This is a genomic window from Dehalococcoides sp. UCH007, from assembly GCF_001010485.1.
Classification (GTDB): domain Bacteria; phylum Chloroflexota; class Dehalococcoidia; order Dehalococcoidales; family Dehalococcoidaceae; genus Dehalococcoides; species Dehalococcoides mccartyi_A.
Window position 1 is genome coordinate 1,434,282 of sequence record NZ_AP014722.1, and the last position, 12,644, is coordinate 1,446,925.

General features: G+C 47.3%; 16 protein-coding genes. 7 read left to right on the top strand and 9 right to left on the bottom strand.

The window, feature by feature from the left end:
• Window positions 1-175 precede the first annotated feature (175 nt).
• The 9 genes from UCH007_RS07530 to tatA all read right to left on the bottom strand — a co-directional run bounded on the left by UCH007_RS07530 (window position 176) and on the right by tatA (window position 6,371).
• Entirely contained in the window at window positions 176-622 is a 447-nt protein-coding gene (locus tag UCH007_RS07530) for an RrF2 family transcriptional regulator (RefSeq protein ID WP_012882707.1), read from the bottom strand.
• A gap of 198 nt (window positions 623-820) precedes the next feature.
• Window positions 821-1,855: an FAD:protein FMN transferase gene (locus UCH007_RS07535; RefSeq protein WP_046961480.1), complete on the bottom strand. Its 1,035-nt coding sequence runs from the start codon at window positions 1,853-1,855 to the stop codon at window positions 821-823.
• 76 nt (window positions 1,856-1,931) lie between these two features.
• Complete coding sequence (locus UCH007_RS07540) at window positions 1,932-3,125, bottom strand: 4Fe-4S binding protein (protein ID WP_023652922.1); 1,194 nt, start codon at window positions 3,123-3,125, stop codon at window positions 1,932-1,934.
• A 190-nt stretch (window positions 3,126-3,315) separates the two neighbouring features.
• A complete protein-coding gene (locus UCH007_RS07900) occupies window positions 3,316-3,438 on the bottom strand; it encodes a hypothetical protein (RefSeq protein ID WP_023652923.1) in 123 nt (40 codons plus the stop codon).
• Entirely contained in the window at window positions 3,402-4,553 is a 1,152-nt protein-coding gene (locus UCH007_RS07545; RefSeq protein WP_046961481.1) for an FMN-binding protein, read from the bottom strand. Before UCH007_RS07545 ends, UCH007_RS07900 begins: the two co-directional genes overlap by 37 nt.
• Before the next feature lie 154 nt (window positions 4,554-4,707).
• Entirely contained in the window at window positions 4,708-5,496 is a 789-nt protein-coding gene (gene tatC, locus UCH007_RS07550; RefSeq protein ID WP_012882711.1) for a twin-arginine translocase subunit TatC, read from the bottom strand.
• The gene (locus UCH007_RS07555) at window positions 5,493-5,780 is read right to left on the bottom strand and encodes a Sec-independent protein translocase subunit TatA/TatB (RefSeq protein ID WP_023652925.1); all 288 of its coding nucleotides are present in this window, start codon (window positions 5,778-5,780) and stop codon (window positions 5,493-5,495) included. Before UCH007_RS07555 ends, tatC begins: the two co-directional genes overlap by 4 nt.
• 66 nt (window positions 5,781-5,846) lie before the next feature.
• The gene (locus UCH007_RS07560; RefSeq protein WP_012882713.1) at window positions 5,847-6,083 is read right to left on the bottom strand and encodes a twin-arginine translocase TatA/TatE family subunit; all 237 of its coding nucleotides are present in this window, start codon (window positions 6,081-6,083) and stop codon (window positions 5,847-5,849) included.
• Between the two features lie 90 nt (window positions 6,084-6,173).
• Window positions 6,174-6,371: a twin-arginine translocase TatA/TatE family subunit gene (gene tatA / locus UCH007_RS07565; RefSeq protein ID WP_012882714.1), complete on the bottom strand. Its 198-nt coding sequence runs from the start codon at window positions 6,369-6,371 to the stop codon at window positions 6,174-6,176.
• Between the two features lie 226 nt (window positions 6,372-6,597).
• Between tatA and folP the strand changes: the two genes are divergently transcribed.
• The 7 genes from folP to UCH007_RS07600 all read left to right on the top strand — a co-directional run bounded on the left by folP (window position 6,598) and on the right by UCH007_RS07600 (window position 12,642).
• A complete protein-coding gene (gene folP / locus UCH007_RS07570; RefSeq protein WP_046961482.1) occupies window positions 6,598-7,446 on the top strand; it encodes a dihydropteroate synthase in 849 nt (282 codons plus the stop codon).
• Complete coding sequence (folK, locus tag UCH007_RS07575; RefSeq protein WP_046961483.1) at window positions 7,437-7,967, top strand: 2-amino-4-hydroxy-6-hydroxymethyldihydropteridine diphosphokinase; 531 nt, start codon at window positions 7,437-7,439, stop codon at window positions 7,965-7,967. The genes folP and folK overlap by 10 nt, the downstream gene beginning before the upstream one ends.
• The gene (gene queD / locus UCH007_RS07580) at window positions 7,967-8,338 is read left to right on the top strand and encodes a 6-carboxytetrahydropterin synthase QueD (RefSeq protein ID WP_041331618.1); all 372 of its coding nucleotides are present in this window, start codon (window positions 7,967-7,969) and stop codon (window positions 8,336-8,338) included. The genes folK and queD overlap by 1 nt, the downstream gene beginning before the upstream one ends.
• 123 nt (window positions 8,339-8,461) lie before the next feature.
• Window positions 8,462-9,475 (top strand): recombinase RecA, encoded by a 1,014-nt coding sequence (gene recA, locus UCH007_RS07585; protein WP_012882718.1) that lies wholly within the window; start codon window positions 8,462-8,464, stop codon window positions 9,473-9,475.
• 88 nt (window positions 9,476-9,563) lie between these two features.
• Window positions 9,564-10,208, top strand: coding sequence for a regulatory protein RecX (locus UCH007_RS07590; protein WP_046961484.1), 645 nt, complete (start codon window positions 9,564-9,566; stop codon window positions 10,206-10,208).
• A 68-nt stretch (window positions 10,209-10,276) separates the two neighbouring features.
• Complete coding sequence (rny, locus tag UCH007_RS07595) at window positions 10,277-11,860, top strand: ribonuclease Y (RefSeq protein ID WP_023652930.1); 1,584 nt, start codon at window positions 10,277-10,279, stop codon at window positions 11,858-11,860.
• An 11-nt stretch (window positions 11,861-11,871) separates the two neighbouring features.
• Window positions 11,872-12,642, top strand: a complete 771-nt coding sequence (locus UCH007_RS07600) for a TIGR00282 family metallophosphoesterase (RefSeq protein WP_041331620.1) — start codon at window positions 11,872-11,874, stop codon at window positions 12,640-12,642.
• Window positions 12,643-12,644: the final 2 nt, after the last annotated feature.

A 12,644-nucleotide genomic window follows, 5' to 3' on the forward strand; every position in this document is an offset into this window, starting at 1 on the left:
AAATTATACCTGAAATATCTCCCGAGACCAATTCTGCCCGAAAGACATGAAAAACAGCCACATTTTAATACCCTGAAAACCAAATTTCCGGCAGGTTATTTTAGAAATATCCTTACCGGAAATAGGACACTGTTTTAATTAAAAGGGAACCTGAAATACTAGCTGCAGGGGACTTTTAAATGCTCAGCTCCAGAGGAACTTCAGGTGAACCGCTTTCTTTCCACTGCTGTACCAAATTCTCCAAATTGATAGAATCCAGAATTTCATCTGTGGCTTTTTTAATCTTCAGCCAAACATTGCGGGTAATACAACCTTCACCGCGCCAGCAAACTCTGGGGTCATCCACACACTCTGAAGGGGAGGTAGAGCCTTCGGTAGCTTTTACTATATCACTCAGTCTTATTTCTTTGGGATCTCTGGCCAGTACAAAACCGCCATTTGCCCCGCGGACACTTCTAACCAATCCAGCTATCCTCAAGGGAATAAAAAGCTGGGCCAGATACTGTTCGGATATTTTTCGCCGCTGGGCGACATCACGAATCAAAATAGGGCCTTCACCGTAATGAACCGCCAGGTCAAACATGGCTTCCATGGAATGCCTGCCACGGGCTGACAACTTCATTGCATTAGCCTCCAAAAACTAACCACTAATAGTAGTATTATTTTTATTAATAAGATTAGGAAACACGTTTATGCTATATGAATAATGAATTTTTGTCAAGAAAAAGGCAATTCTGGGATTAAACAAATGCTATAAAAAATGAGGGCTCCCTGACTTTTGGTCAATTGTCCTCATTTTAGTAATACCTTTATCAATGAATCAGGTACCGAGATGTTCGCTAAGGACACGGTAACCGCTGGTTGTATAGCTCTTCAGGTCTTTATCTATCAGCAGAGCTTCTGCCCCGTCCAAACTTTCCAGCAGTTTAAGGGTCTCGTCTACCCCCATTACCATAGCAGCAGTAGCTAAAGCATCCGCCAGCAGGGTATCACGGGCAATGACCGTGGCACTGCACAATTGCTGCGGTGAAAAACCAGTGCGGGGATCAATGATGTGGTTATACTTGTAATCCGGAGTGAATGCATTTTCATAATCACCGGAAGTGGCCATGCAGGCATTTGAAGACTGGATAACATCATAGTAACCGGTATACGCTCTGGGGTGGGTGATACCCACTTTCCAAGGCTGGCCGTCTTCGCGCATGCCCTGAAGAGCCAAATCTCCGCCGGCTTCAACTATTATCTGGCTGACGCCGCGTCCGCGCAGATAGGAGGTTGCCATATCTACAATGTAACCCTTGGCAATACCATCAAGAGTAATAGCCATACCGTTCCTGCCCAAGATTATATCTTTACCCTTGATAGACATTTCACGGTAATCAACCAGGTATTTTACTTCATCAAGCCGGGAAGAAGAGGGAGGCAGCTTGGTTTTAGCGAAGCTGTCCTGACAAAGGTCCAACGCAGGCAGTACAGTGGGATCAAATGCCCCGCCGCTAAGTTCGGCACAATACTGGGCACTGGAAAGGACCGAGACAAATTCGCTTGAAGCGCCTATAGCCTGACCGCTTTTGTTCAGGCGGTAAAGTTCTGAGGTAACATCAAAGCGGTTAAATACAGAAGACAACCGTTCAATTTCAGCAAAAGTATCGTTAACCTTGGCTTTGGCATTGTCCTGGCTACTGTCTATCAGAGTAATTGTGATATATGTACCCAAAAGAGCTTTGGTCTCAGAATACTGACATTCAGCCGCAGAGGTTATCAACTCTTTAACACCCAAACCTCCGGCAGCCAAAACCCCAGCTCCCACGGCCGAAATCCTGATAAAATCTCTTCTGGTTAATTTATTCTTCACGTTATTATCCTCCACGGCACTAAACATCCAAAAAATCATGTCCGGTGCTGTAAAAACTTATGCTTTTTATTTTTAGCTATTTGCTGGAAAAATTCTTAACCAGCCCAATAGTGCTTTTCCGTATTTTAAGTATTATATCCATGGTAGCGCCTACAGGGCAGAGATAATGACACCAAAAGTCATGTATGAAGAGAGACACGCCCAGAGTAGCTATAACCAGAAGCCACTGGTCCAGCGCACCCTTCAGACTAAAGATGGTATTCCATGGCTCAAATACTGCCATTTGAGGGGACTGGAAAACTAAAACCAACACTACTATCAGCCAGAGAATGACATAGCGGGTGTTACGCATGGCAAGCTGAGTGCGGGTAATGGGACGGGTACGGCCGCCGCCGATAAAGTTAAGGCCTTCCTGGATGGCAGAGAATGGGCACATCCAGAAACACCACAGGTTTTTACCGAAAACGAGCGCAGCCCCGATAATACCGAACACCATAAGATAGAGAAGCATATTGCTCTGCCAGCTGGGAGCAAAGCCGGTGGGGAAGACGATAAAATTCACCAGGCTTAACGGCACAGACAGCCAGATACCGAATACTGCCAGCCCTATCAGCAAACTCATATAACGCAGTACATGTACCTTGCGTAAAGCAGGCACCATCCGCAGGGCAAATACGGACACAATGCCGGCAATAAAGAATACCTCGGCCAGCCCGAAATTAATAGGTTCAGGGGGGACGGGGTAGGGGTTGCCAAGCTGTTCGGAGAGTATCAGACGGCCTTCGCGGACACCAGTATCAACACCGGTTGAGGAACGGGTAGCCCCGGAAACCGCGTTTATATCTTCATTAAGCTGTAAAGGATCCTGATAAGAACGTCCGATAAACTGGGAAAAATAATCATTGGCGGCAAGTCTGTTGTACCAGGCAGGGGTATCGTTGGTTTGGGGTACATCCATTGCCAAAATAACGCCTTCGTTGCTCCAGGCAACTACAACCGTCATAGGGCCAGCATAACCCAAACCCTTGCCGGAAGTAACATAAGCAATCTGATTGCCGGCAGAATCAAGGGCGGCAAAGAGATAAAGATCATCTGATGCACGGTCAGCCAGTTTTTTAAAGCTGGAGGCTTCAGGGATAACTTTTGATAGATACTGCTCAACATCAGGCGAAGCAGAAACCTTGCCTATCACTCCGGCTATAACTACAGAGATAATGGCAAATATTATAAGCGCTTTTTTACCGTGTAGTTTCCAGAAACTGCTCTGCATTTAATGACCGCCTCACTTTCTGAGACACCTTGCTACTCGTCCATGTACCCCAGAAATGAATGTTTATTAACGACTATTATCAGATAAATAATTCACTGATAATAGTACAACTAAATAGTAAGTTTATCACGCATATATTTTGTTGGCAAGCTCAGGCGGGTACCAAAGACTTCCGTTTAAACCTGAAAATTCAGTCTATCAGCCCTGACGCTTTTACAAATATGACTACCAGACTGAACAGCGCACAGAATGACACCATGACAGTCAGAAATATATCTATCGCCTTGCTTTTTTCTTTAACAGGCTTTTCCATTTATTCCCCACCCATTTACGCACCTTGATTATTATATCCAGTGAAGCCCCTACAGGGCAAAGATAATTGCACCAGAAATTGTAGAACAGCAGAGCACCTACCAATGTGGCTATCATGAGTATCCATTCCTGAAAGTCCCCTTTCAGGCTGAAAAGTAAATTCCACGGCTCAAAACCTGATATATTTGGCGCTCTGAATATAAACACCAGCATCAATGCCAACCAAAGCAGCAAGTAGCGAACCCACTTAAAACGTTTCTGGGCATTGGCGGAAGGCGAGACACCTTCTCCGATAAAATGAAGACCTTCCTGAACAGCAGAGAAAGGGCACATCCAGTAACAGTAGTAATTTTTGCCGAAGAGAATAGCCAGCCCCAGTATCCCCCAAACTACAATATAAAAGATTATGAACTGCTCAAGGCTGGGGGCATAACCTACCAGAAAACTGGAGATATTGTTCAGGCTAAGGGGTACTGAAAGCCAGATACCCACTATAAAGAAGCTGTAGGCAAGAGCCAGATAACGGGCATATTTGGGGTTTTTAAACGGCCTGAAAGTGCGCACCCAGAAAACAAAGACCAGCCCCAAACATACCAGCAACTCCGGTAAACCGAATTTTATACCGGGCAGGGGGTCTTTATAGTCCGAACCCAGCTCTTTTACTATCAGAAGCCGGCCGGCCTTGACAGCCATGGCTACCCCGTTTGAAGAAACAGTAGACCCTGAAACAGCATCTATATCTTCGTGTATCTGGATAGGTTCTTCGTAACCGCGGCCTATATATTGTTCAAAAAAATGTCTGGCTTCAAGAACCCGCCACCAGGGAAGGTCCTCGTGCTGAACGGGAACTGATATCTGCTGGATAATACCGTCAAGACTCCAGTCAAGGGCAACCAGCAGAGGGCCGCCGTAACCCTGTCCCTGTGAAATAGTAACGTAGCTTTCCATCTGGCCTTCATCGTCCAGTATGCCGTAAAGCACACCCTGACTGGTAGCCATCAATTCGGTATATTCGGAATCTGCAGACACAACCTGAGGAATGTATTCCTTGTAGCCTAAATCCTGGTGGGTAAAACCATACAAAGCGGCAAGCCCCAAGCTTAACAAAGCCAGCAATGTAACTATCCTGCTGCGATTTGAAATAACCCTATTGAAATATTTCAATCATTTACCCTTCAAACCGGGTATATAAGGAGAGAGGCTTTATTCAAGCCTCTTTAAATACACCTAGTTTACTCTAATCTATTAGAGAAATTCAAATCGTCAAGGATTACTTAGACTCGCTTACTTCCCTCTTCTTGCGGTAAACCAGTTTGGACAGCCAGATGGATATCTCATAAAGAACTATAAGCGGACCGGCCATAATAGTCTGATTTACAGGGTCAAAGGTAGGTGTAATGAGAGCGGCAATGACAAAAGCGATTACTACCCAGATTTTGCGTTTGGAGGCCAGCCACTGGGGAGATACTACGCCCAGTCTTGCCAGCACCATAATAATGAAGGGGGTCTCAAATATGAGTCCGAGCGCAATAAGTATTCTGGTGACTACATTCATATAGTCTTTTATACCAACCACAGTGAGCACAACATCATCGCCCCAGTGCAACAGTATGTTTAAAGCAGGCGGCAAAGCCACATAGTAGGCGAAAGCCAAACCAGCCAGAAACATTACGGTTACAGCCGGTATGGCAATAAAAATAAACTTCTTTTCGTTGCGGTTTAGTGCCGGAGTAATAAAGGCAATCAGTTGATACAGTATGTAAGGGGAAGCAATAATGAAGCCTGCCCAGAGCGATACGTTAAAAAAGACCGAAGCATATTCCATAACACCCAGCTGGGCCGGTTTGAAATCAGGACCGCCGGGGGCAGTTAAAAAGCCTATTATGGGGGTAGCAAAGAAAAAGGCCACCATAACACCCATCACCAAAGCTATTATGCCGCGGGTAAAACGCTGGCGAAGCTCGTTAAAATGCCCACCGATAGGCATTTTGCCCTTGGCTTTAGCTTCTTCCGGGGGTTCCTCTTCTTCTACTTCGGGAGTCTCGTTTTTGCTGCTCACGCTTTACCACCGCTTCCGGGTCCGTTTAGAAAATTTTCAAGTGATTTGGATTTGCTGGTGGTACTGGTAGAACTGCCGGTTTTCTTTTTACTGGGAGAAGCCAGATTTTCAGCATCTATAGCTCTGGTAAAATCTCTGGTCATTTCACCGGTTACCTTGCGGAACGAATTAACGAACTGTCCGATTTGGCGGGCAAACTCAGGTATCTTGCCAGGCCCGAAAATAAGGGTGGCCACAATAAGCACGATAATAATTTCACCGAAGCCGATTCCCAGAAAATCCATAATTTAACGCCTTAATCCAAATTACTAGCGAATTTTACTTTTTAGCCTTATAAAAGATATAAGGGCTTAAGACTCTTTTTTAGTCTCAGCTATCTTTTCATTTATTTTGGCGGAAACTGCATCATCCTCAAGTTTTTTAACAACCTTCGGTTTGGGAGTTTCTTCTTCAAAGTCGTTCTTCTTGCGGATATTGTGCAGGGCTTTACCCAGTGATTCGCCGATTTTGGGAATACGGCTGGCACCAAAAACCACCACAATCAGAAGTACGATAATAAGTATCTCTATTGGGCCAATCTTAGGCATAGCCTACCTCCTATTTAAAACCTTTTAAAGGTTCACAAAACAAATCCCTTCGTACATGCGGGGAAGGGGATTATCATGATTATATTTGGTCTATTCGGATTTTTCAGCAGGCTTGGTTTCTTCTTTGGTTTCTACTTCTTCTTTTTCTTCTTCACCGGATGAAGCTTTTCTGAAATTCCTGATACCTTTGCCGATAGCATCGCCAACCTGAGGAAGCTTGCCTATACCAAACACCACTACAACCAAAAGAACAATGATAAGTATTTCCATAGGACCGATCTTAGGCATGTGTAACCTCCTAAATTAAACCTGAAAATGAGCTTTCGATGAGGCTAATTGCAAGTATAACAAACACTCACAACCAACGTTCTATGATACTCGCTAAAATTTAGCTTGTCAAACTACATAAAAAATTAGTTCAAGCCCAGCAATGCTCGAAAATTGCGGCTGGCTTAGAGCTTTTTCTTGCTCCCCGGGGCATTTGCTGAGATAATCATCACAGAGGAAAATGGTGATGAATTTACCCGTTGGAAAACCCGAAAGCAGCTGCTTCGGCACAAAGCGGTTTGGCTGGGGGGAGCGCACCTATATAATGGGCATAGTAAATGTCACCACTGACTCATTTTCAGGTGACGGACTGGGTGCCGACCCTAAAGCGGCACTTGAGCAGGCCCGCCGTTTTGCCAAGGAAGGGGCAGATATACTGGATATCGGCGGTGAAAGTACCCGCCCGGGCAGCCAGCCGGTAAGCATGCGGGAAGAACTGGATAGGGTAATACCGGCGGTTAGGCTTATTTCCCGAAATCTGGATATACCCGTAAGCGTAGATACCTACCGGTATGAAGTGGCGGAAGAAGCCCTGAAAGCCGGAGCCTGCATAATAAACGATGTCTGGGGGTTAAAAAAAAACCCTTCCCTTTTTGAGTTGGCAGCCAAAAGGCCTGCCGGCTGGGTAATAACCTCCAACCAGCGGGAACACCCGGCAGAAGATATAATGGCGACAGTAATCAGTGAACTAAGGGAAACTGCCCTGAAACTGCTGGGGTTGGGAGTACCCGCCCAAAATATTATTGTTGACCCCGGGGTGGGGTTCGGCAAAACTCTGGAGCAGAATCTGGAAATTGTCCGCCGTTTGTCAGAACTGAAAGCCCTAAATCTGCCTATACTGCTGGGCACTTCCCGCAAATCCCTTATAGGACAGGTGCTGGACACCCCACCGGACGAAAGGCTGGAAGGGACGGCCGCCACTGTTGCCCTGGGTATAGGGGGAGGGGCGGATATTGTAAGGGTGCATGATGTCGCCTATATGAAACGGGTCTGCCGGATGAGCGATGCTGTTATAAGAGGTAAAATATGGAAATAATCTATTTGGGGCTTGGGTCAAACACAGGTGACCGGGAAAAATATCTGAAAGATGCCCAGACCCGTCTTTCGGGAAAAATCATTATTAGAGGCCTTTCATCAATATATGAAACCAAACCGCTGGACTGCCCTCCCCAGCCGGATTTTCTGAATATGGTGATAGGAGCCCATACAGAGCTTTCACCTGAAGACCTTCTGGCGTTTATCCAAAAGGTGGAGACAGAAATGGGGCGAAGCCCCAACAGCCATAACCAGCCCCGTATAATAGATATAGATATCCTGCTGTACGGACAGAAGCGCTTAAATACTCCCGCCTTGACTATACCTCATCCACGCCTGACTGAAAGAGCTTTTGTAATGCTGCCACTTCTGGAACTGGCAGCTGATTTTATCTATCCGGGCAGCCGCTTGAGCCTGTCAGACTTGCTTGAAGAACTGCCGCCCGGCCAGTCTATCCGCCTGTTTTCCCGCCTGCCGCAGGATGGCCCGGATAGGGAAGAAGATGATGAGGAGGACAATTAATGTATTACCTGAGCGTAAAAAGGCATTTTGAAGCCGCCCATTTCCTCAGGGGATATAAAGGCAAGTGTGAAAACCTGCACGGCCACCGCTATGAAGCAGCCCTGAAGGTAAGGGTAAGCAAACTGGACGAATGCGGTATGGGGGTTGATTTCAAGTTGCTCAAAACCAGTCTGAGTGAGGTTTTGCAAAGCTACGACCATACCTGCCTGAATGACTTGACACCCTTTGACAGCCAAAATCCCTCAGCTGAAAATATAGCCAAAGATATATATAACAGACTCAAACCGGTTATCACCAAGAATGGCGCAGAGCTTTATGGGGTAGAGGTCTGGGAATCACCGGACAGTTCTGTGCTGTACCAGCCTGACTAACCCCACCCTTGACTAAAGGTCTGGACAAGACCGTTTTCACGCACGCCAAAGGGCTGAAAAGTCAAGGGCTTATTGTAGAATAACTTACTATATGCTATCATTTTGACTAGAAAACGAGGCGAAATGACCACGGAAAAAGATAAGGCACTGGAACTCACTGTCGGTATAATAGAAAAACGTTTTGGCAAGGGTTCAATAATGAAACTGAGTGACCCTTCCTTCCGGCAAACAGTTGAGTTCATCCCTACAAGTTCACTGGCACTTGATATTGCCCTGGGCGTTGGCGGAATTCCCAGAGGACGGATAGCTGAAATATTCGGCCCTGAAGGCTCCGGCAAGACTACTCTTGCCCAGCATATTATTGCCCAAGCCCAAAAAATGGGCGAAAAAGCCGCCTATATAGACGTGGAACATGCCCTTGATCCTAAATACGCTTCAACCTGCGGGGTTAATCTGGATGAGCTTTTAATATCTCAGCCGGATACCGGTGAGGAAGCGCTTGGTATTGCCGAAGAGTTGGTGAGAAGCACCGCCATAGGGGTTATAGTGATTGATAGTGTGGCAGCGCTGGTACCCAAAGCCGAAATAGAAGGCGACATGGGTGACTCACATGTAGGTTTGCAGGCCAGACTTATGTCTCAGGCACTGCGGAAATTGACCTCTTCCATCGGGCAAACCAGAACGGCCGTTATCTTTATAAACCAGTTGAGAGAAAAAGTGGGTGTCATGTTCGGCAATCCCGAAGTCACCCCCGGCGGCCGGGCGCTTAAATTTTACAGTTCGGTGCGTATAGATCTAAGGCGCATAGAAACCATCAAGCAGGGCACCATAGCAGTTGGTACACGCGTAAGAGCCAAAGTGGTAAAAAACAAGGTTGCTCCTCCTTTCAGGACAGCCGAGTTTGATATCATGTTTGACTCTGGTATCAGCCGCGAGGGCAACCTTATTGATTTGGGCGTAACCAGTGAAGTTATAAGGAAAGCAGGGGCTTTCTTTTCCTACGGTGACATTCGCCTGGGGCAAGGCAGAGAGAGCGCCAAAAACTATCTGGCGGCAAATCCAGATCTGGCGCAGGAAATTGAAGAAAAAATACGTGCCTCAGCAGTCACCCTTTGCAGTATTGGCGATGGCGATTAATCCCTAGCTTTACGTAAAAAGGCAGTCGGTTTGTATTTTGGGGCTGAGGCAGAATATGTCTCGGCTTTGTCTTTTTTTGGGGGATTATATGCCAAGCATAACGGCAATAAGAAAAACCCGAGGTACTAACCAGAGGTGCAAAATATCTCTGGACAACAAGGATTTCTTCAGTCTGTCTCATAGTGTGTGTGAAAGGGAAGGCCTGAAAGTAGGTCAGGAACTGAACTTAAGTCAGATTGAAACTCTAAAGCTCATAGATAATTGCCAAAGCTGCTATGAGGCAGCCATGGGCTATTTATCTTATCGCCCGCGCAGCCAGTCTGAACTAGCCCAAAAACTGGTGCGGCGGGGGTTTAGCAGTCATGATATTGATTCCATACTAGCCAAGTTGAAAGAACAAGGATTGGTAAATGACCAGGCTTTCGCCCAGTTCTGGAATGACAACCGCCAATCATTCCGTCCCCGCAGCCGCAGCTTGACTTCACTGGAACTCAAGAGAAAGGGTGTATCCAGCGAGATAATTGAAAACGTGGTAAGCACAGTTGATGAATTGGACAGTGCTTACAGGGCAGCCATAACCAAGGTGAAAACCCTGCCCAAAGATAATTACCACCTGTTCCGCCAGCGCCTCAGCCAGTATTTGCTGCGCCGCGGATTCGGTTATGAGGTAATTAACCGCACCGTTTCCCGCCTGTGGGATGAATATGGAAACGGCTCAACAGACGAATTTTAGGTCTTAGATAGTCACGGCTCTCTGATACCCCCGTTGAAGAGAGCTTCTAAAGAAAGGGGTTTACATATATGTTTGAGTTTTTCATGGAGACAGCGCCGACAACAACTACCGGCCTGCCTTTGTCTGCCATTCTGGCAATCTTTTTTAGTTTTATTATAGGTATTGTATTCGGCGGCATGGCCCTTTTTGTATTCAGGGGCTTTATAATGAACCGCCAGCTCCGCATCGCCCAGCGAAAAGCAACCAAAATGCTGGCTGACTCTAAAACGGAAGCTAAAGATGTGCTGGTGGAAGCCAAACACGAAGCGGACAAGGTCCGCAATTCCGCCGAGTCTGAGCTTAAAGAACGCCGTTCTGAACTGGCTAAACAGGAAAACCGGGTTATGCAGAAGACCGAAGCCCTGGACCGTAAGCTTGAAAATCTTGAACAGCGCGAACAGTCTTTGACCAACCGGGAAAAAAGTATTGACGAAACCCAGTCTCAGATTGAAGAAATACGCACAGCCGAACTGAAACGTCTGGAAGAAGTGGCCAACATGACTACTGAGCAGGCCAAATCAAGTCTGCTTGAAATGCTGGAAGGTGAAATGCAGCAGGAGACCTCCCGCCGCCTGCGTGAGTGGGAGATAAAAATAAAAGCCGAAGCGGATGAAAAAGCCCGCGAGGTTGTTTCCCAGGCTATCCAGCGTTGTGCCTCTGATGTAGTTACCGAAACTACCACCAATGTCGTACCCTTGCCAAGCGATGAAATGAAGGGCAGGCTGATTGGCCGCGAAGGCCGCAATATACGGGCTCTGGAGCAGGCCACCGGCGTAGACCTAATTATAGATGACACTCCGGAGGCAGTTACTATCTCCAGTTTTGACCCGGTAAGGCGTGAAGTTGCCAGACAGGCACTTTCAAAACTTATCATCGACGGGCGTATTCATCCGGCCCGTATTGAAGAAGTGGTAACCAAAGCCAAAGAGGAAGTAGAAGCCGCTATGATAGCTTCCGGCGAACAGGCCGCTTATCAGGCAGGCGTTCACGGACTGCGGCCCGAAATAATCAAAGTAATGGGACGGCTGAAATACCGCACCAGTTACGGACAGAATGTTCTTCAGCACAGTATAGAGGTAGCCCAGATGTCCGGCATGATAGGCAGCGAGTTGGGTGTAAATGTTACCCTTGCCAGACGGGCCGGCTTCCTGCATGACATAGGCAAAGCGGTTGACCGTGACGTGGAAGGCACTCATACCCAGATAGGTGCGGATATGGTTAAACAGTGGGAAAAATCACCCGAGGTTATCAAGGGTGTGGCTGAACACCATTTTGACACTCCCACTGTCTCCATCTGGGGTTTTATAGTATCCGCCGCAGACGCCATTTCTTCGGCCAGACCCGGCGCCCGCCGCGAATCACTGGAAAACTATATCAAACGCCTCAAGGCCCTCGAAGAAATTGCCGACAGCTTCAAAGGGGTTGAAAAATCCTTTGCCATACAGGCCGGGCGTGAAGTGCGCATCATGGTTAAACCTGACGAGATTGATGACCTGGGTGCTATGCGGCTGGCCAGAGATATTGTCAAGAAGATTGAAGACGGGCTGGAGTACCCCGGACAGATTAAGGTTACCGTTATCCGGGAAACCAGGTCCGTAGACTTTGCCAAGTAAAGCGGGTAGTGATGAAAATACTGGTAATCGGTGATGTTATCGGCAAGCCGGGGCGGGATGCCCTGCGAGATATCTTGCCGGGGCTGAAACAGGAATACAAGATAGACTTCACCATTATAAACGGAGAAAATACGGCCGGGGGGATTGGCATAACCCCGGCCACTGCCCAAGACCTTATTTCGGCCGGGGCAGACGTAATCACCACCGGCAACCACGTCTGGAAGCACCGTGACATAGCCACGGTAATGGAGGATGAGAGCCTGCCGGTTATCCGCCCCTTAAACTACCCTCCGGGCGTACCCGGACAGGGTTATGTCCTTAAAGACAAGGTTTTAGTGGTAAACCTGATGGGGCGTACCTTTATGTACGATATAGACTGCCCATTCCGCAGTATTGATGCTTTGCTTTCCAAGCTGAATTTCAAACCGTCCGCTATTATTGTAGATTTCCATGCGGAAGCCACCTCAGAAAAAATGGCCCTGGGCTTTTATCTGGACGGACGGGTAAGTGCCGTTCTTGGCACCCATACCCATGTGGCCACCTGTGATACCCGTTTGCTGCCTAAAAACACCGCCTATGTCAGCGATATAGGCATGGTAGGACCTATTGATTCCATAATAGGGGACGAACCGGATTCGGTTATCCAGCGTTTCCTGACCGGCATACCCGGCCGCCTGAGTGTAGCCCAGGGCAGGGTGATGCTGAATGCCGTAGTAGTCACCGTCAATACCAAAACCGGACTGTCCACAGGTATAGAACGCATTTACCGGGAGATAAGCTAGAA

Excerpts from the sequence above, each read along its gene's own strand:
- UCH007_RS07540 (WP_023652922.1), bottom strand. The coding sequence starts at position 3,125 with ATGCAGAGCAGTTTCTGGAAACTACACGGTAAAAAAGCGCTTATAATA.
- folP (WP_046961482.1), top strand. The coding sequence starts at position 6,598 with ATGAATTTACCCGTTGGAAAACCCGAAAGCAGCTGCTTCGGCACAAAG.
- rny (WP_023652930.1), top strand. The coding sequence starts at position 10,277 with ATGTTTGAGTTTTTCATGGAGACAGCGCCGACAACAACTACCGGCCTG.
- UCH007_RS07555 (WP_023652925.1), bottom strand. The coding sequence starts at position 5,780 with ATGGATTTTCTGGGAATCGGCTTCGGTGAAATTATTATCGTGCTTATT.
- UCH007_RS07600 (WP_041331620.1), top strand. The coding sequence starts at position 11,872 with ATGAAAATACTGGTAATCGGTGATGTTATCGGCAAGCCGGGGCGGGAT.
- recA (WP_012882718.1), top strand. The coding sequence starts at position 8,462 with ATGACCACGGAAAAAGATAAGGCACTGGAACTCACTGTCGGTATAATA.
- UCH007_RS07560 (WP_012882713.1), bottom strand. The coding sequence starts at position 6,083 with ATGCCTAAGATTGGCCCAATAGAGATACTTATTATCGTACTTCTGATT.
- folK (WP_046961483.1), top strand. The coding sequence starts at position 7,437 with ATGGAAATAATCTATTTGGGGCTTGGGTCAAACACAGGTGACCGGGAA.
- UCH007_RS07530 (WP_012882707.1), bottom strand. The coding sequence starts at position 622 with ATGAAGTTGTCAGCCCGTGGCAGGCATTCCATGGAAGCCATGTTTGAC.
- queD (WP_041331618.1), top strand. The coding sequence starts at position 7,967 with ATGTATTACCTGAGCGTAAAAAGGCATTTTGAAGCCGCCCATTTCCTC.
- UCH007_RS07900 (WP_023652923.1), bottom strand. The coding sequence starts at position 3,438 with ATGGAAAAGCCTGTTAAAGAAAAAAGCAAGGCGATAGATATATTTCTG.
- UCH007_RS07590 (WP_046961484.1), top strand. The coding sequence starts at position 9,564 with ATGCCAAGCATAACGGCAATAAGAAAAACCCGAGGTACTAACCAGAGG.
- tatA (WP_012882714.1), bottom strand. The coding sequence starts at position 6,371 with ATGCCTAAGATCGGTCCTATGGAAATACTTATCATTGTTCTTTTGGTT.